General features: G+C 70.0%; 17 protein-coding genes. 7 read left to right on the top strand and 10 right to left on the bottom strand.

Going from position 1 to position 16,736, the window contains the following annotated elements; all coding sequences use genetic code 11:
* Window positions 1-250, bottom strand: a 250-nt coding sequence (locus PMI01_RS05725; protein WP_007665100.1) for an S-adenosylmethionine:tRNA ribosyltransferase-isomerase, incomplete at its 3' end; no start/stop codon positions are given.
* A 131-nt stretch (window positions 251-381) separates the two neighbouring features.
* Between PMI01_RS05725 and PMI01_RS05720 the strand changes: the two genes are divergently transcribed.
* Window positions 382-978 carry a hypothetical protein gene (locus PMI01_RS05720; protein ID WP_007665098.1) on the top strand — a complete coding sequence of 199 codons (597 nt, stop codon included), beginning with the start codon at window positions 382-384 and terminating at the stop codon, window positions 976-978.
* A 40-nt stretch (window positions 979-1,018) separates the two neighbouring features.
* The gene (locus tag PMI01_RS05715) at window positions 1,019-1,999 is read left to right on the top strand and encodes an endonuclease/exonuclease/phosphatase family protein (protein ID WP_007665096.1); all 981 of its coding nucleotides are present in this window, start codon (window positions 1,019-1,021) and stop codon (window positions 1,997-1,999) included.
* An 86-nt stretch (window positions 2,000-2,085) separates the two neighbouring features.
* Here PMI01_RS05715 and PMI01_RS05710 read toward each other — a convergent pair whose 3' ends face one another.
* From PMI01_RS05710 to gyrA, 5 genes are all read right to left on the bottom strand, one after another.
* The gene (locus PMI01_RS05710; RefSeq protein WP_007665094.1) at window positions 2,086-2,553 is read right to left on the bottom strand and encodes a peptidylprolyl isomerase; all 468 of its coding nucleotides are present in this window, start codon (window positions 2,551-2,553) and stop codon (window positions 2,086-2,088) included.
* A 91-nt stretch (window positions 2,554-2,644) separates the two neighbouring features.
* Window positions 2,645-3,484, bottom strand: coding sequence for a peptidylprolyl isomerase (locus tag PMI01_RS05705; protein WP_007665092.1), 840 nt, complete (start codon window positions 3,482-3,484; stop codon window positions 2,645-2,647).
* Window positions 3,481-4,296, bottom strand: a complete 816-nt coding sequence (locus PMI01_RS05700; protein ID WP_007665090.1) for a peptidylprolyl isomerase — start codon at window positions 4,294-4,296, stop codon at window positions 3,481-3,483. Before PMI01_RS05700 ends, PMI01_RS05705 begins: the two co-directional genes overlap by 4 nt.
* Before the next feature lie 233 nt (window positions 4,297-4,529).
* Complete coding sequence (gene coaD / locus PMI01_RS05695; protein ID WP_007665089.1) at window positions 4,530-5,018, bottom strand: pantetheine-phosphate adenylyltransferase; 489 nt, start codon at window positions 5,016-5,018, stop codon at window positions 4,530-4,532.
* A gap of 41 nt (window positions 5,019-5,059) precedes the next feature.
* Window positions 5,060-7,828, bottom strand: a complete 2,769-nt coding sequence (gene gyrA / locus PMI01_RS05690) for a DNA gyrase subunit A (RefSeq protein ID WP_035034849.1) — start codon at window positions 7,826-7,828, stop codon at window positions 5,060-5,062.
* Between the two features lie 115 nt (window positions 7,829-7,943).
* Here gyrA and PMI01_RS05685 point away from each other — a divergent pair, with 115 nt between their 5' ends.
* Complete coding sequence (locus tag PMI01_RS05685; RefSeq protein ID WP_007665087.1) at window positions 7,944-8,462, top strand: superoxide dismutase[Cu-Zn]; 519 nt, start codon at window positions 7,944-7,946, stop codon at window positions 8,460-8,462.
* Window positions 8,463-8,561: 99 nt separating this feature from the next.
* Here the strand turns inward: PMI01_RS05685 and PMI01_RS05680 are convergent, their stop codons facing one another.
* Both PMI01_RS05680 and PMI01_RS05675 read right to left on the bottom strand, forming a co-directional pair.
* Window positions 8,562-9,458, bottom strand: a complete 897-nt coding sequence (locus tag PMI01_RS05680; RefSeq protein ID WP_007665086.1) for a DMT family transporter — start codon at window positions 9,456-9,458, stop codon at window positions 8,562-8,564.
* A gap of 13 nt (window positions 9,459-9,471) precedes the next feature.
* Window positions 9,472-10,776 carry an adenosylmethionine--8-amino-7-oxononanoate transaminase gene (locus PMI01_RS05675; RefSeq protein ID WP_007665085.1) on the bottom strand — a complete coding sequence of 435 codons (1,305 nt, stop codon included), beginning with the start codon at window positions 10,774-10,776 and terminating at the stop codon, window positions 9,472-9,474.
* Window positions 10,777-10,851: 75 nt separating this feature from the next.
* Between PMI01_RS05675 and bioF the strand changes: the two genes are divergently transcribed.
* From bioF to PMI01_RS05660, 3 genes are read left to right on the top strand one after another with little or no spacing between them, the layout of a single operon-like run.
* On the top strand, window positions 10,852-12,003 hold the full coding sequence (bioF, locus tag PMI01_RS05670) for an 8-amino-7-oxononanoate synthase (RefSeq protein ID WP_007665084.1): 1,152 nt from the start codon (window positions 10,852-10,854) through the stop codon (window positions 12,001-12,003).
* A complete protein-coding gene (gene bioD, locus PMI01_RS05665; RefSeq protein ID WP_007665082.1) occupies window positions 12,003-12,677 on the top strand; it encodes a dethiobiotin synthase in 675 nt (224 codons plus the stop codon). The genes bioF and bioD overlap by 1 nt, the downstream gene beginning before the upstream one ends.
* Complete coding sequence (locus PMI01_RS05660) at window positions 12,674-13,567, top strand: Gfo/Idh/MocA family protein (RefSeq protein ID WP_007665080.1); 894 nt, start codon at window positions 12,674-12,676, stop codon at window positions 13,565-13,567. The genes bioD and PMI01_RS05660 overlap by 4 nt, the downstream gene beginning before the upstream one ends.
* A gap of 98 nt (window positions 13,568-13,665) precedes the next feature.
* Here the strand turns inward: PMI01_RS05660 and PMI01_RS05655 are convergent, their stop codons facing one another.
* Window positions 13,666-14,478, bottom strand: coding sequence for a helix-turn-helix domain-containing protein (locus PMI01_RS05655; protein WP_007665078.1), 813 nt, complete (start codon window positions 14,476-14,478; stop codon window positions 13,666-13,668).
* A gap of 136 nt (window positions 14,479-14,614) precedes the next feature.
* Between PMI01_RS05655 and PMI01_RS05650 the strand changes: the two genes are divergently transcribed.
* Window positions 14,615-15,385, top strand: a complete 771-nt coding sequence (locus PMI01_RS05650; protein WP_007665076.1) for a DoxX family membrane protein — start codon at window positions 14,615-14,617, stop codon at window positions 15,383-15,385.
* On the opposite strand, the gene PMI01_RS05645 is transcribed toward PMI01_RS05650, so the two are convergent.
* Complete coding sequence (locus PMI01_RS05645; RefSeq protein ID WP_162830818.1) at window positions 15,344-16,423, bottom strand: fatty acid desaturase family protein; 1,080 nt, start codon at window positions 16,421-16,423, stop codon at window positions 15,344-15,346. The two genes, PMI01_RS05650 and PMI01_RS05645, sit on opposite strands and share 42 nt — an antisense overlap.
* Between the last annotated feature and the right edge of the window lie 313 nt (window positions 16,424-16,736).

Here is a 16,736-nt window from a genome sequence, read left to right as displayed (position 1 = left end):
CCGGCGACCCGTCGCCGCCGCCGGTCCCGCGACCGGCCCGCAGGCCCATCAGCCGCGCCGGGATCACCCGCGTGTCGTTGAACACCAGCGCATCGCCGGGACGCAGGAAGTCGGGCAGTTCGCGCACGACATGGTCATCGAGGGCTTCCCCCGGCCGGACGACGAGCAGGCGCGCCGAATCCCGCGGCTCGGCCGGCCGCAGGGCGATCGCCTCGTCGGGCAGGTGGAAATCGAAGTCGGATAGGCGCATGGGGCGGCTTCAAGGCCACGACGGGGCGGTAAGGTCAAGCGCCGAGGCTTCGCGGACCTGACCAAGCTTTGATGGACAAACCCTCTGCCAGGCAGCCATCTTGCCGCTCGACGTTGAATCCGGGGGGAACCATGATCGTCAACTGCCACCGCCTGTCGGCCCTGACCGCCTGCCTGCTGCTGGCCGCCTGCAAGCCCGTCACCGAGACCAAGCGGGCCGAAACCCCGCCGGCCGCCTCGGCGGTCCCGGCCGCGGCGCCCGCCCCGGTGACCTTCGCCCATGACCCCGGGCTGGACAGCCTCGGCTATTATTTCACCGACGCCGTCGTCCAGGCCGGGAACCTGAAGTTGATCTCGCTCAACATCGGCCAGGCCAGCGACTTCGCCGACTGGGAGTCCGGCAAGCGTCCCGCCACCTATGCGCCGATCTTCATGGCGTTCGAGGACGTCACCAGTCCGACCGCCGAGAACGAGCTGGGCCAGACCTACCACACGGTCTCGCTGCGGGTGATGCCGACCGCCTATCGGGTCGACGGCGGCGAGGTCAGCTTCCACGGGGTCGATCCCCAGGTCGGGGAAGTGACCTTCTCCGGCGCCTTCGACCTGGACGCGCTGAAGGCCGCCAAGGCCGCCGGACCGGGCGAGCCCCAGGCCGTCCTGAAGGGCGACCTGCAGGTTGGCGACCAACATTTCCGCAACGTCAGTTTCAAGTACTTCGGCGGCGAGTAGGGGCGAGGCGAGCGTCACGCGCCTGTGCTAAGGCCAGTCCATGCGTCTGATCCTGCACCTCGCCAACCTCCTTGTCCGCGGCACGGCCCTGATGCTCGCCCTGACCGCCGCCGTCGCCGGCCTGGCCTGTCTGGGCGGGGCGTTCAGCGACCAGCTCGACGCGCTCACGCACGGGGCGCCGGTCTGGCTGGCTTGCGGCTTGGGCGGATTGGCCCTGGCCCTGGCCTTCTCGCGCGACGGCGAACGCAAGGCGATCGCGGGGATAGCGCTGGTGGCGGTCGTGGCGGTCGTGGCGCTGATGGCCCCGGAACTGATCTCGACCCTCGACCGGCCTGAAAAGCCCGCCAGGGGCGCCGCCACCATGAAACTGATCCAGTTCAACGCCTGGGCGGAGAACCACGACCCCGAGGGCACGGCGACCTGGCTGCTGGCCCAGAACGCCGACGTGGTGATCATGGAGGAATCCGGCGGGACCGCCTGGCCGATCGTCAGGGCGCTGCGCGGCGCCTATCCGTACGGGATTCCCTGTCGCGCCAAATATGGCTGCGACACCCGCATCTTCAGCCGCTGGCCGATTGTCGAGAGCCACAGCTTCTACGGCGACGGCCGGGGCCTGGTCGGGGCCTGGGCCACCCTGCGCCACCCGCGCGGCGATTTCACCGTCGTGGGCAACCACTTCGTCTGGCCGATCCCCGCCGGCAACTGGCAGCGGCAGAGCCGGACCCTGGCCGCCGCCGTCGCGCGCTTTCCGAAAGACAGCCTGATCGTCACGGGCGACTTCAATTCCACGCCCTGGTCCTGGAGCCTGAGACGCCAGGACCAGGCCCTGGGCCTGCGGCGGCGCACCCGCGCCCTGGCCAGCTGGCCCAGCGGCGCCTTCACGCGGGTGATGAAGGCCCCCTTCCCCATCCTGCCCATCGACCACGTCTATGCCGGCAAGGCCTGGAAGACGGTGAAGGTCGAGCGCGGCCCCGTCCTGGGTTCGGACCACCGGCCGATCGTGGTGACGCTCGGCCGGTGAGCCGCCCAGACCGCGACCGCCAAGACGGCGATCACGAAAAAGGCCCCGGTTTCCCGGGGCCTCTCTGGTCTCGAACCTGAACGGTCCTACGCGTCGGCGGCGATCTTGGCGCTGACGATCTTGCCCGGCGCGCGCGGCGGCTCGCCGGCCGGCAGGGCGTCGACCAGGTCCATGCCGTCGGTCACCTGGCCCCAGACGGTGTACTGGTTGTCGAGGAAGGTGGCGTCGTCGAAGACGATGAAGAACTGGCTGTTGGCCGAGTTCGGATCGGGGGTGCGGGCCATCGAGCAGACGCCGCGCACGTGCGGCTCCTTCGAGAACTCGGCCTTGATGTCCGGCTTGGCCGAACCGCCGCGGCCGGTGCCGGTCGGGTCGCCGCCCTGGGCCATGAAGCCCGGGATCACGCGGTGGAACACCACGCCGTCGTAAAAGCCCTCGCGGACCAGCTCCTTGATGCGCTCGACATGGCCGGGAGCCAGGTCGGGGCGAAGCGTGATGGTGACCGGACCGCCTTCGAGCGTCAGGATCAGGGTGTTTTCGAGGTCGGCCGACATGGTCATCCCTTGGGTTTGGAGGAGTCGAGCGCTTCTAGCCCGCTTTCAGGTAACGGGAAACCCGCCCGCGCGCGATCCGATCCGCTCTCGCCTAGCGGACTTCGACCGGCAGATCGATGTCGCAGACCGAGAAGTCGGCGCCCCGGGCGGCCCGCTTGGCGGCCACCTCGGCCTTGAACCAGGGGCTGGCGGTGTCGACGACGCGGATCCGCCGACGCTCGACGGCCGGGATGTCCGACAGCAGGCGAACCTTCCGCATGACGTCCTGCGGCGCGGCCACCGGCTCGCCGGTCTTGATCGCCAGGACGACGTCCAGGCCCGACAGCACGCGGCCGAAGGCCGTGTAACGCTTGTCGAGCGACGGATAGGGCTGGCGCATCAGGAAGAACTGGCTGTTGGCCGAGTTGTTGTCCTCGTCGCGGGCCATGCCGACCACGCCGGGGCAATAGGTCCCCCAGGCGGCGACCTTCTTGTCGGAGGTCACTTCCGCCCAGGTCCAGGCCTGGCTGACGACCGGCAGGGACTTCAGCAGGCCGACCTCCGTGCCGGCCGGGGCGGCCACGGCGACGAAGGGCGTCGCGGCGTCGCGGCGGAAGGTGAACTCGGCCTTGAGGTTGGGCTTCTTCGTCCCGCCCTCCCCGGTGTTGTCCGGGTCGCCGGTCTGGGCCATGAAGCGATCGATGACCCGGAAGAAGGTGCGGCCGTCATAGACCCCCTCGCGGGTCAGTTCCTGGATCCGCGCCACGTGGCCGGGCGCGACCTCCGGGATCAGTTCGACGATCACCCGGCCCTTGTTGGTGTCGATCACCATCACGTCCTCCGGGGCCGGCGTGCGCCAATCCGAGGGCTTGGGGGCCGACAGCTTGGGCGCGGCCTGAGCGGCGCCGGCGGCGAGGACGACGATCAGAGCGGCGATCGCGGCGCGGATCATTTCACCTGCACCGGAACGGTCACGTCGCAGACGCTGAAGGCTCCGCCCATCTCGGCGCGGCGCTTGTCGACCATGGCGGTGAAGGCCGGGCTGGCGGTGTTCATCACCTGGACGCTCGGGCGCTGGGTGGCCGGAATGTCGGACAGCAGCCGCACGGTGGTCATGACGTCCTGGGGCGCGACCACCGGTTCGCCGCTCTTGATGGCGCGGATGGTTTCCAGGCCGGTCAGGGCGCGGCCGAAGGCGGTGTAGGTCTTCTCCAGCGACGCGTAGTGCTGGCGCATGAAGAAGAACTGGCTGTTGGCGCTGTCGGGATCGCTGGCCCGGGCCATGCCCAGCACGCCGGGGCAGAAGGCGCCCCAGGCCGCCACCTTGCCGTCGGCGGTCATCGCCGCCAGGGCGCTGTTCTGGCTGTAGACCGGCAGCGGCCCGACGAAGCCGATCTCGGTCGCCCCGATCTTGCCCTGCGGCGCGTAGCCGGCGCCGCGGCGGAACAGGAACTCGGCCTTCAGGTCCGGCTTGTCCGACCCGCCCGTGCCGTCGTTCTTCGGGTCGCCGGTCTGGGCCATGAAGCTGTCGATGACCCGGAAGAAGGTCAGGCCGTCGTAGAAGTGGGCCTTGGCCAGTTCCCGCACCCGCTCGACATGGGCCGGCGCGACTTCGGGAACCAGTTCGACGATGATCTTGCCCTTGTTGGTCTCGAACACCAGCACGTTGTCGGGATTGGGCGTCCGCCAGTCTGAAGCCGCTTGGGCGCTGGCGGCGGAGGCCGCGGAAAGCGCCAGGACGGCGGCGATGGACGCAAGCTTCATGGATATCCCCGAGAGAACTGGTCTGACGGCGTAGAACGCCGCGACGCGGACGACAAGTAGCTGCGCTTTAGAGCCGATGATTCCGGCGAGTTTGGGGAGAAGGTCCTCCCCCTCTGGGGGAGGCGGCCGAAGGCCGGTGGGGGGAGTTTGGGATGGGCGACCCTGCGTGCGGTCGAGACCGTGCGCTCCCCCCTCCGTCGGCTACGCCGACACCTCCCCCAAAGGGGGAGGACCTACTTCTTCAGCTTCGCCAGCAGTTGATCCGCCACGCCCGGCGGCACGAACTTGTGCACGTCGCCGCCCAGGCCCGCGATCTCCTTGACCAGGCGCGAGGCGATGGCCTGGTGGCGCGGGTCGGCCATCAGGAACACCGTCTCGATCTCGCGGTCGAGTTGCTGGTTCATGGCCGTCATCTGGAATTCGTATTCGAAGTCGGCCACGGCCCGCAGGCCGCGCACGATCATCTGGGCCCCGACCTCGCGGGCGAAGTACATCAGCAGCGTATCGAAGGGCCGGACCTCGATCTGGGCGATCTTGGTCAGGTGCGCCGTCTCGCGCTCCAGGGTGGCGACGCGTTCCTCCAGGGAAAACAGCGGCCCCTTGCCGATGTTCACCGCCACCCCGATCACCAGCTTGTCGACCAGCTTGACCGCCCGACCGATGATGTCGAGGTGACCGTTGGTGACCGGGTCGAACGTTCCCGGATAGAGCCCAATCCGCATGCTTTCCCCTACCCTGGGCCCAAGGCCGCCATCTCTAGAGCTTACGAGGTCTCATCCGCCTCGTTTGCATCGCCCGAACTATCGTCGTCGCCGGTTTCGGCGAGACGCTCGACACTGACGACGTGCTCATCCTTCGCCGTGCGGAAGATGGTTACGCCCTGAGTATTCCGCGCCGCAACACGAATTTGCGACACGGGCACCCGGATCAATTGACCGGCGTCGGTGACCAGCAGGATCTGGTCGCTCTCGTCGACCGGGAACGAGCCGACCAGCTTGCCGCCGCGCTTGCTGAGGTCCTGGGCCGTCAGGCCCTGGCCGCCGCGGCCGGTGCGGCGATAGTCGTAGGCGCTGGTGCGCTTGCCGAAGCCTTCCGACGAGACGGTCAGCAGGATTTCCTCGGCCGCACCCAGTTCGGCGATGCGTTCCGGCGTCAGGCTGGCTTCGCCGCCTTCTTCCTCGCCCTCTTCAGCCGCCGCCGGAGCCTCGTCGCCCTCTTCGCCCATGGCTCGGGCCATGGCCCGCTGGTGCTTGAGATAGGCGGCGCGTTCGGCTGGGGTGGCGTCGACGTTGCGCAGCACGCTCATCGAAATGACGCTGTCGCCCTCGGCCAGACGCACGCCGCGCACGCCGGTCGAGTCACGGCTGGCGAACACCCGCACTTCGTCGGTCGAGAAGCGGATGCAACGGCCCGAGGCGGTGTTGAGCAGGATGTCCTTGCTGCTGTCGCAGACCGCAACGCCGATGATGCTGTCGCCTTCGTCCAGCTTCATGGCGATCTTGCCGTTGCGGCGAACATCGACGAAGTCCGACAGCTTGTTGCGGCGCACGCTGCCCGAGCGGGTGGCGAACATCACGTCCAGGCCGTCCCAGGTGGCCTCGTCCTCGGGCAGGGTCAGGATCGAGGTTATGGTCTCTCCCGGCTCGATCGGCAGCAGGTTGACGAACGCCTTGCCCCGGCTGTTGGCGACGCCCTGCGGCAGGCGCCAGACCTTCATCTTGTAGACCTTGCCGCCCGAGGTGAAGAACAGCAGCGGCGAATGGGTCGAGGCCGAGAACACGCGGGTGACCGCGTCCTCGGTCTTGGTGGCCATGCCCGACTTGCCCTTGCCGCCCCGGTGCTGGGTGCGATAGGCGGCCAGCGGCGTGCGCTTCACATAGCCGCCGAGCGTGACGGTGATGACCATGTCCTCGCGGACGATCAGGTCCTCGTCCTCGACGTCGGCGTCGCCGTCGACGATCTGGCAGCGGCGCGGCACGGCGAACTTGTCGCGCACCTCGACCAGTTCCTCGCGGACCACGGCCATGATGTTGGCGCGGTCCGACAGCAGGTCCAGGAAGCCCTTGATGGCCTCGGCCAGGGTGGCCGCCTCGTTGCCGATCTCGTCACGGCCCAGGCCGGTCAGGCGCGACAGGGTCAGGGCCAGGATGGCGCGGGCCTGCTCGTCGCTCAGGCGGATCAGGCCACCGGCTTCCTGCACGGTGCGCGGGTCGGCGATCAGCTCGACCAGCGGCAGCATGTCGCCGGCCGGCCAGGCCTTGGCGACCAGTCGCTCGCGGGCCTCGGTCGGGTCCTTGGACGAGCGGATGATGTGGATGAACTCGTCGATATTGGCGACGGCGATGGTCAGGCCGACCAGGACGTGGCCGCGGTCGCGCGCCTTGCCCAGCTCGAACTTGGTGCGCCGGACCACGACCTCTTCGCGGAACTGCACGAAGATCTCGATCAGCTGGCGCAGGCCCATCTGTTCGGGGCGACCCCGGTTGAGGGCCAGCATGTTGACGCCGAACGAGCTTTGCAGCGCCGTGAAGCGGTACAGCTGGTTGAGGATCACCTCGCCCGAGGCGTCGCGCTTCAGCTCGACCACGATGCGCATGCCGTCGCGGTTGGACTCGTCGCGGATGTCGGAGACGCCCTCAATGCGTTTGTCGCGCACCATTTCGGCGATGTACTCGACCAGATTGGCCTTGTTCACCTGGTAGGGGATGGCCGTGATGATGATCGCCTCGCGACCGGCGCGGATTTCCTCGACGGTGGCCAGGCCGCGCATGATCACCGAGCCGCGGCCGGTCAGCAGCGCCTGGCGCGGGCCGGCCCGGCCGATGATTTCGCCGCCGGTCGGGAAGTCGGGACCGGGCACCAGGTCCAGCAGCTGGTCGGTGGTGACGCTGGGATCGTCGATGATCAGCAGGCAGGCGTCGATGATCTCGCCCAGGTTATGGGGCGGGATGTTGGTGGCCATGCCGACGGCGATGCCGCCGGCGCCGTTGACCAGCAGGTTGGGGATCCGCGACGGCAGGACGACGGGTTCCTGCTCCTTGCCGTCGTAGTTGTCCTGGAAATCGACCGTGTTCTTGTCGAGGTCGGCCAGCAGCGACATGGCCGGCGGGGCCATGCGGCACTCGGTGTAGCGCATGGCGGCGGGCATATCGCCGTCGACCGAGCCGAAGTTGCCCTGGCCGTCGATGAGCACCAGGCCCATCGAGAACGACTGGGTCATCCGCACCAGGGTGAAGTAGATCGAGGCGTCGCCGTGCGGGTGGTACTTACCCATCACGTCGCCGACCACGCGGGCCGACTTCACATAGGACCGCTCGGGCGTCTGGCCCTGCTCGTGCATCGAAAACAGCACCCGGCGGTGGACCGGCTTGAGGCCGTCGCGCGCGTCCGGCAGCGCGCGGCTGACGATCACGCTCATCGCATAGTCGAGATATGAGCGGCGCAGCTCGTCCTCGATATTGATGGGGGTTACGTCCCCGCGAGGCGCCGGCGAAGCCGGAGCACCGGGGATAGTGTTTTGATCATCGCTCAAGGGGATTTTTCGCCGTCAGAATCGAACACGGAACCGTAGGAAACTGTTAGCATTCGCTTAGCGGCGGCGCCACCTTCGCCTCCCTTTCGCCCCCAACTCGACGTCGGAGTCCCCCATGCGCATTTCCATCCTTGCCCTGACCGTCGGGCTGCTCGCCGCCTCGAACGCCTCCGCCGCCGCGACCTCGGCGACCGCCGAACTGAAGGGCGCCGACGGCAAGACCATCGGGACCGCGACCCTGACCGAAGCCCCTCATGGGGTGCTGCTGCGCCTCGAGGCCAAGGGCCTGAAGCCGGGCTGGCACGGCCTGCACTTCCACGAGAAGGGCGACTGCGGGACCCCGGACTTCAAGTCGGCCGGCGCCCACGTCCACACGACCGCCACCGTGGTTCACGGCCTGCTGAACCCCGACGGCAACGACAACGGCGACCTGCCCAACCTGTTCGCCGCCGCCGACGGCTCGGCGACCGCCGAGCTGTTCTCGCCGCTGGTCTCGTTGAACGGGGCCGGCGGCCGCCCAGCCCTGCTGGACGCCGACGGCTCGTCGATCGTCGTCCACGCCAGCCCCGACGACTACAAGACCCAGCCGATCGGCGGAGCCGGCGCGCGGGTGGCGTGCGGGGTGGTGAAGTAGGTCAGCGGTAGAGTTGGGGACACACACTCACTCTCAAATCTTTGCGAACGGCCACAGACCGCGCCGTGAGTGTGTGTCCCCGTCCGTTCCACGGCGCGTCTAGGTCGCTTCGCCCTCGACCGGCACGGCCTTCTTGGCCGTCAACGCCACCAGCGCCACGCCGGCCATGGTCGCCGCCGCGCCGATCACCAGCTGCGGCGACAGAGCGTCGCCCATGAACACCACGCCGATGGTGCACGACACCAGCGGCGTCAGCAGGAAGTACGGCGTCACCCGGCCCGCCTCCCGCCGTTGCACCAGCCAGAACAGCAGGGCGCTGGCCCCGATGGTCGAGACGACGCCGGCGAAGGCCACGCAGGCCCAGGCGATCGGCGCCGCCGTCTTCACCCGCTCGACCACATTCGGCTCGAAGGTGAAGGTCATGGCCAACAGCACCGGCGTGGCGACCAGGGCGGTCAAGGCCTGGACCTTCAGCGGCTTCACCCCCGGCGTCTGGCGCACCAGCACCGTGGCCACCGCCCAGCAGGCGCTGGCGATGACGCCCAGCCCGATGGCCGGCAGGTCGGCCGCGCCGTGCGGGTCCAGGCTCATCCAGGCCACGCCGGCGAAGGCGACGACCAGGCCGCCGACCGCCAGGGGCCGCATGGTCTCGCCCAGCATCCGCCAGGCAAACAGCGCCGTGAACGGGATCCACAGCTGGGTGGCGACCACCAGCGGGCTCAGCGACTTGGCCATGCCGAACGCCACATAGATCAGGCCGAAATGGATCGGACCCGACAGCAGGCAGATGACCAGCAGCCGCCTGGACGACGGGAACGGCGGCTTGATGAACGGGAACAGGAAGGCCAGGGCCAGGCCGAACCGCAGCGCCCCGACCATCATCGGCGGCAGCTGCGCGGTCGCCACCTTGGCGGCGGCGTTGTTCAGACCCCAGACCAGGATGATGGCCAGGATGGCCAGGCGCTCGAGGCCGGTAAGGGGGCTGTTGGAAGACATGGCCCCGCTTGGATCAGACCCCGCCCGGCGCTTCAAGTGTATTGGCGCCTCCGCCCGCGCCGACCACCTTGCGAATGGCGGCGGTCAGGATCGCCAGGTCGACGTCCGGCGTCGTGAAGGCCGGGGTCAGGTAGACGACCTTGCCCATCGGCCGGATCCAGGCCCCCTCGGCGGCGAAGGCGTCGCACAGCGCGCCCACCGCCACCGGGCCGTCGAACTCGACCACCCCGATCGCCCCCAGCACCCGCACATCGACCACGCCCGGCGCGGTCCGGCACGGCTCCAGCCCTTCGGCGAGCGTCGCCGACACCCGCGCCACCTCGGCCCGCCAGGCCCCGTCCTCGAACAGGTCCAGCGAGGCGTTGGCGGCGGCGCAGGCCAGGGCGTTTCCCATATAGGTGGGGCCGTGCATCAGGGCCGCGCCCGCGTCGTCCGACCAGAAGGCCTCGAACACCCGGGTCGAGGCGACGGCGACCGACAGCGGCAGAGTCCCGCCGGTCAGGGCCTTGGACAGGGTGACGATGTCGGGCTCGATCCCCGCCGCCTGCATGGCGAAAAGGTCGCCCGTGCGGCCAAAGCCGGTGAAGATCTCGTCGAAGATCAGCAGCACGCCGTGCTTGTCGGCCAGCCGGCGCAGGCGGCGCAGCACCTCCGGGTCATGGAACAGCATGCCGCCCGCGCCCTGGACCAGCGGCTCGGTCAGGATGGCGGCGATCTCTCCGCCCCGCGCGGCCAGCAGAGCGTCCAGCGCCGCCTCCGAGGCCGCGTCGACCGGCAGGTCGGCGATCACCTGCGACGGCATCACGCCGGAGAACAGGCTGTGCATGCCCTCCTCCGGGTCGCAGATGGTCATCGTCGCCAGGGTGTCGCCGTGATAGCCGCCGCGGAACGACAGGAACCGCGTGCGTCCCGTCCGCCCCTGATTGATATGGAACTGCAGCGCCATCTTCATGGCGATCTCGACCGACACCGAGCCCGACTCGGCTAAGAAGGCGTGGTTCAGGTCGCCGGGCAGCAGGTCGGCCAGCCGCCGGGCCAGGCGATAGGCCGGTTCGTGGGCCAGGCCGCCGAACATCACGTGCGGCATGCGCTCCAGCTGGTCGCGGACGGCGGCGGCGATGTGCGGGTGGTTGTAGCCGTGGCAGGCCGTCCACCACGAGGCCAGGCCGTCGACCAGTTCGCGCCCGTCGCCCAGCACCAACCGCGAGCCGCGCGTGGCCACCACCGGCAGCGGCGGCCGGGCGGTCTTCATCTGGCAATAGGGCCGCCAGACATGGGGGGCGCCGGCGACGAGCCAGTCGGGGCTTTCCTGGGTCATGGCGCGATCCTTCGTTGCGCGGCGGGGGCGCACTGCCTATGCCCTCCGGCGTCGCGTCGCAAACGGAACTCCCTCATGCACAGCCTCGACACCTATGCCGGTGACAAGCTGGATCGCCTGGAAGCCGCCAGCCTGTTGCGCCGGCTGAAACCCACCCAGCGCCTGGCCGGCGCGTTCGTCGAGCGCGACGGGCGCAGACTGCTGTCGTTCTCCTGCAACGACTATCTGGGCCTGGCGCACCATCCGAAGGTCAAGGCCGCCGCCCAGGCCGCGATCGCCGACCACGGCGCGGGGGCCGGCGCCTCGCGACTGGTGACCGGCGACCATCCGCTGCTGTGGCAGCTGGAGGCGCGGCTGGCGCGGCTGAAGGGCACGCAGGCCTGCGTGGTGTTCGGCTCGGGCTACCTGGCCAATGCCGGGGTCATCCCCACCTTCGCCGGCAAGGGCGACATCGTGCTGGTCGATGAACTGGCCCACGCCTGCATCTGGGCCGGGGCCCAATTGTCGGGCGCGCGGATCATCCCCTTCGCCCACAACGACACCGACCACCTGGCCGCCCTGCTGGCCGAGCACCGGGCCAGCGCCCGCCACGCCCTGGTCGCCACCGACGGGGTGTTCTCGATGGACGGCGACATCGCGCCGCTCGACTGGCTGTCGGCGGTCTGCGAAGCCAACGACGCCTGGCTGCTGTCGGACGACGCCCACGGGGTCGGGGTGCTGGCCGACGGCCGCGGCTCGGCCGCCCTGTTCCCCGACGCCCAGATCCCGTTCCAGATGGGCACCCTGTCCAAGGCCCTGGGGTCCTATGGCGGCTATGTCTGCGGCTCGCAGGCCGTGGTCGACCTGATCAAGACCCGGGCCCGGACGCTGGTCTACACCACCGGCCTGCCGCCGGCCGCCGCCGCCGCCGCCCTGGCGGCGCTCGACGTCATCGAGGCCGAACCCGCCCTGACCGCCCTGCCCCTGGCCAAGGCCCAGGCCTTTACCAAGGCCGTCGGCCTGCGCCCCGCGACCAGCCCGATCGTGCCGGTGATCATCGGCGAGGCCCAGGCCGCGCTCGACGCTTCCAAGGCCCTGGAGGCCGAAGGCTTCCTGGTGGTCGCCATCCGCCCGCCCACCGTGCCGGACGGCGCGGCCCGCCTGCGCATCGCCTTCAGCGCCGAACATCCCGACGCCGAGGTCGCCCGCCTGGCCGCCCTGGTCCGTCCCTACATCAAGGCGCGCTGATGCCCGCCCTGTTCGTCACCGGGACCGGCACCGACATCGGCAAGACCTATGTCACCTGCGCCCTGATCCGCGCCCTGAAGGCCCGGGGCGCGGCCGTGGACGCCTTCAAGCCGGTGGTCAGCGGCTTCGACCCGGCCGACGCCGCCGGCAGCGACCCGGCCCGGCTGGCGGCCGCCCTGGGCGATCCCGCTGGCGTGTTCCGCATCGCCCCGCGCCGCTACCGCGCGCCCTTGTCGCCCAACATCGCCGCGCGCCTCGAAGGCCAGACCCTGAGCCTGGACGACATGGTCATCGACGCCATGGCCCGAACCGCCGAGACCCGCGACGGCCTGCTGCTGGTCGAGGGAGCCGGCGGGGTGATGTCGCCGCTGACCGACACCGCCACCAATCTCGACATGATCGCCAGGCTCGGCGCGCCGGCGTTGCTGGTCGCGGGCTCGTACCTCGGCACGATCAGCCACGTCCTGACCGCCCTGGTCGCCCTGCGCGCCGCCAAGGCGTCGGTGGCGGCGGTGGTGATGAGCGAGAGCCGGGACGCCCCCGACCTGGCCCAGACCGCCCAGGCCTTGGCCCCCTTCCTCGACGGGACCGCCCTGTTCACCGCGCCCCGGGCCGAGGCCTGGGACGCCGCCGCCCTCGCCGACCACCTGCTGGCCACGATCGGAAAGCCATGACCCTGCGCATCGCCATGATCGGCCTCGGCGACATCGCCCAAAAGGCCTACCTGCCCGTCCTGGGTCCGCGCCCGGACGTCGAGCTGGTGTTCGTCACCCGCAACGCCGACACCCTGGCGCAATGGGGCGCCGCCTGGCGGGTCGAGCGGCTGCACGCCACGCTGGACGCCGCCCTCGCCGAGGGCCTGGACGGCGCCTTCGTCCACGCGGCCACGGCGGCCCATCCGGCCCTCGTCCGGCAATTGCTGCAGGCCGGCGTGCCGACCCTGGTCGACAAGCCCCTGGCCGACACCGGCGACGAGAGCGAGGCCCTGGTCGACCTGGCCGAGACCCGTGGCGTGTCGCTGGCGGTCGGCTTCAACCGTCGCCACGCCCCGGCCTACCGCGACGCCGCCGCCCTGGGCGCGCCGCTGACGGTGATGCAGAAGAATCGCGCGGGCCAGGCCGACGAGCCCCGCCGGGTGGTGTTCGACGACTTCATCCATGTGGTCGACACCCTGCGGTTCCTGGCCCCGGGCGCCGACCGGATCGGCGTCCACGGCCGGATCGTCGGCGGATTGCTCGAGCACGTGGTGCTGCACCTGTCCGGCGGCGGTCGCGACGCCCTGGGGATCATGAACCGGGCCAGCGGCGCGAACGAGGAGACGCTCGAGGTTTCGGGCGGCGGCGCCAAGCGGCGGATCATCGACCTGTCCCAGGTCGTCGACCAGGGCGCCCAAGACCAGCTGACCCGTCGCGGCGACTGGACCTCGGTCGGCCGTCAGCGCGGCTTCGAGGGCCTGTGCGAGACGTTCCTGGAGGCGGTGCGCGACGGCCGGCGACTGTCGGCGCTGGACGCCCTGCAGACCCACCGGCTGTGCGAGACGGTGGTGCGCGACCTCGCGGGCTAGAACATCGTACGGAAAAGTGGATACCGGTTTTCCGCAAAAACGATGCGAAAACAAAAACCTAGAGCAAGTCGCGCGATTCTTATATCGCGCGACTTGCTCTAGGCCGAACGGCGCCAGGCGCGCGGCGACAGACCAAACGCCCGCCGGAACGTGATGTTGAAATGTGAGATGTCGTTGAAGCCGATGTCGAGCGCGATCCGGGTGATCGGTTCGGCCGTGTCGGTCAGCCGGTCGGCGGCGGCCCGCAGGCGCACGCCGATCAGGTATTGGCGCGGGCTTTCGCCGGTCACGGCCCGGAACAGCCGGATGAAGTGAAAGCGGCTGAACTGGCTCATCGCCGACAAGGTCTCCAGGCCGCAGGGGTCGGCATAGGCGGTGTCCAGGTGACGGACCACGTCGAGGATCCGCCGCCGATCCGCCGGGGTCGCGTCCAACGCCCGCGATCGCCGGCCGATCGTCAGGGCGCGGGCGGCGAGGTCGATCACCTCTTCGTCGGCCAGTCGCAGGCCCGCGGCGGCCCGGCGGACGGCGCCGTACAGGGGCGCGGCCTCGCGCGACGGCGCCGCCGCCGACACCGCGAAGTCGGCGTCGTCCAGGCCGCAGTCGTTGGCGATCTCGGCCAGCAGGTCCGGCCGCAACACGATCACCGACCGGCGGTTGCCGCCCGCATCCAGATGGCGGCACTGGAACGGTTCGCCGGCGTTGCCGAACAGGATCGATCCGGGCGCCGCCCGCGTCCGCCCCAACCGCGCCGCGTAGTCGAAGGTCCCCGACACCACGACCCCGACCGCCGGCCCGGCGTAGCACTTCTCGATCGGCGCGGAGGCCCCGGTCGCGCAGCGCGCCTCGCCCGCGCCGTAGAGGCCGGCGCGGCTGGGCAAGGCGGGGCCGTTGGTCTCGACGCGGAACAAGCCTTCACCTCCGCCCAGGAACCGTCATTTGAACGCGCCCGCCGTGATCGCACAAGCGCAACAAACCCCAAGTCATCGATAGGGCGCTACGCCAAGCTCGCCCCCTTGCAGCGGCCGCGACCGGCCGGGAGGGTTCATGCACCGCGACGGCGTTCTCTATGGCCTGGGGGCGATCGCCCTGGGCGTCATCGGCCTGGTTTTCGGCGACTTCGCGCTGCAGTGGCAGCCGGTTCCCAAGGATCTTCCCGGCCATGCGATCCTCGCCGCGCTCAGCGCGGCGGCGTTGCTGCTGCTGGGCGCCGGCGTCCTCTGGCGGCGCACGGCGCGCATCGCCTCGGCGGTTCTGGCGGCGATCTACGCCGTCTGGGTCGTGCTGTTGCACGGTCCGCTGATCATCGCTCAGCCCACCAGCGTCGCGGCCTGGCTGGGCGTGGCCGAGATCCTGGCCCTGGCCATGGGCGGACTGGCGCTGTTCGCGATGCTCGCGCCATCGCCCGACGCCAAGTTGCGCCTGACGGCTCGGCTGCTGTTCGGAGCCTGCGCGCTGGTCTTCGGGCTGAGCCATTTCGCCTATGCGGCCTTCACCGCGACCATGGTGCCGGCCTGGATCCCCTTCCCGCTGTTCTGGGCCTATGCGACCGGTTGCGGCCACCTCGCGGCGGGCCTGGCCCTGGTCAGCGGCGTGCTGTCGCGGCTGGCGGCGACCCTGCTGGCGGCGATGATGGGGACCTTCGTGCTGCTGCTGCACCTGCCGCGCGTCCTGGCGGCGCCCGGCAGCCAGCTGGAATGGACGATGCTGGCCATCGCCCTGTCGCTGACCGGCGCGGCCTGGGCCCTTAGCCGGACCCTGCCGACGGGCGAGCGGTCAAACGCGCTGACGCTCAACCTCGTCCGGCGCGACGCCTAGGTCCGGTTTCGCCTCGCCCGCCCGCCGGAACAGGTTTCCCAGCGCCACGAATAGGCCGCGCTCCTCGACCCGATGATAGGGCGAGGTCGCCGCCATCTGGGCCGACAGCCGCGCATGGGCCTTGCCGAGGTTGTGGTACGGCAGGCGCGGCAGCAGGTGGTGCAGGGCGTGGTAGCGCAGCCCGACCGGAGCCCACAGGAACGGCAGCAGGGCCGGCGGCGGCACGTTGACCGAGTCGAGGAACTGCGCCTCGAAGCTCATCCGTTCGCCGTCGTTGTGCCAGTAGTGGGCGACCAGGGTGCGCAGCTGATTGACGAAGGTGGCCAGCGAGAACACCGCGAACCAGGTCGCCACCACCCGAAGCGGCACGACGCCCGCCACGGTCAGCGCCGCCACGCCCCAGCACCACAGCCAGCAGCCGATCTCCTGGGCCAGCCAGTCGGGACGGGTCCTGTCGTTGTCCTCGCGCACGAAGTCGGGGTTGATCACCAGGGCCGACAGCTTGGTCCTGACCATGCGGCGCACGGCCGGGACCGCGAAGGACAGCGGGATCAGGACCCCCGAGCGCAGGATCACCCCCAGCGGGGCCAGCAGCGAGATCAGGGCGAAGCCGGCCAGCTTGGCTTGCGAGAAACGGCCCAGCGGCAGGTATTCGGGGTCGCGAGGGGTGCCGAAGCGGTCCTTGGCGTGGTGCAGGTTGTGCACGCCCTCGTACATCATCGACGGCGTCATCAGCGGCACGCCGACCAGCAGGTTCCAGCCCAGCCGGAAGCCCGGCACGTCCCGGGGGCGCAGGTGGCTGATCTCGTGGATGAAGCTCAGGCCGCGATAGAGGGCCAGCAGGCTGACCAAGCCGGCGACGACGCCGACCGGCAGGCTGCGTGTCGTGGCGGCCAGCCCCAGCCCGCCCCAGGCGGCCGTCGCGGTCAGGATCAGGTCCGCCCAGTAGAACGCCCGGCTGGGCGTGGTCAGGTCCGCCGTCAGGGCGTGAGCCTGGCGGACCAGGCCGACCTCGTCATTTACGGTGGTCGAGCCCACGCTGTCCTCACGCCTCAACTTCGTCGTCGCGGCCCCCGACTTGGGCCCGTCGCCGGTGAAATTCAATCCGCGAACGTCCGAATAGGCGTTCGCCCTTAGCCCCCGCCTCTTAAAGCAAACCGCGATGCGTCGGAACGCCGGCCATTGCCGCACCGAACTGCAACACCATCTGTGTCGAACATTCAACCTTCCCCGAGGCGTCGCGACGAGGTCGTGGCGCGAGATTCCATGGAGATCCGATGACGCAGACGCTGGAACTTGGCCTGGACACCTTTGGCGACGTGACGACCGGACCGGACGGGGCGCCGCTGCC

Origin of the sequence: Caulobacter sp. AP07 (assembly GCF_000281955.1) — a bacterium.
Classification (GTDB): Bacteria; Pseudomonadota; Alphaproteobacteria; order Caulobacterales; family Caulobacteraceae; genus Caulobacter.
Note: the sequence above shows the minus strand (reverse complement) of the source record. Positions and strands in the feature narration are given on the sequence as shown.

What these genes read in the sequence shown, in the direction of transcription:
- PMI01_RS05720 (WP_007665098.1), top strand. Translation starts at nt 382, where the DNA reads ATGATCGTCAACTGCCACCGCCTGTCGGCCCTGACCGCCTGCCTGCTG.
- PMI01_RS05715 (WP_007665096.1), top strand. Translation starts at nt 1,019, where the DNA reads ATGCGTCTGATCCTGCACCTCGCCAACCTCCTTGTCCGCGGCACGGCC.
- PMI01_RS05710 (WP_007665094.1), bottom strand. Translation starts at nt 2,553, where the DNA reads ATGTCGGCCGACCTCGAAAACACCCTGATCCTGACGCTCGAAGGCGGT.
- PMI01_RS05705 (WP_007665092.1), bottom strand. Translation starts at nt 3,484, where the DNA reads ATGATCCGCGCCGCGATCGCCGCTCTGATCGTCGTCCTCGCCGCCGGC.
- PMI01_RS05700 (WP_007665090.1), bottom strand. Translation starts at nt 4,296, where the DNA reads ATGAAGCTTGCGTCCATCGCCGCCGTCCTGGCGCTTTCCGCGGCCTCC.
- coaD (WP_007665089.1), bottom strand. Translation starts at nt 5,018, where the DNA reads ATGCGGATTGGGCTCTATCCGGGAACGTTCGACCCGGTCACCAACGGT.
- PMI01_RS05685 (WP_007665087.1), top strand. Translation starts at nt 7,944, where the DNA reads ATGCGCATTTCCATCCTTGCCCTGACCGTCGGGCTGCTCGCCGCCTCG.
- PMI01_RS05680 (WP_007665086.1), bottom strand. Translation starts at nt 9,458, where the DNA reads ATGTCTTCCAACAGCCCCCTTACCGGCCTCGAGCGCCTGGCCATCCTG.
- PMI01_RS05675 (WP_007665085.1), bottom strand. Translation starts at nt 10,776, where the DNA reads ATGACCCAGGAAAGCCCCGACTGGCTCGTCGCCGGCGCCCCCCATGTC.
- bioF (WP_007665084.1), top strand. Translation starts at nt 10,852, where the DNA reads ATGCACAGCCTCGACACCTATGCCGGTGACAAGCTGGATCGCCTGGAA.
- bioD (WP_007665082.1), top strand. Translation starts at nt 12,003, where the DNA reads ATGCCCGCCCTGTTCGTCACCGGGACCGGCACCGACATCGGCAAGACC.
- PMI01_RS05660 (WP_007665080.1), top strand. Translation starts at nt 12,674, where the DNA reads ATGACCCTGCGCATCGCCATGATCGGCCTCGGCGACATCGCCCAAAAG.
- PMI01_RS05650 (WP_007665076.1), top strand. Translation starts at nt 14,615, where the DNA reads ATGCACCGCGACGGCGTTCTCTATGGCCTGGGGGCGATCGCCCTGGGC.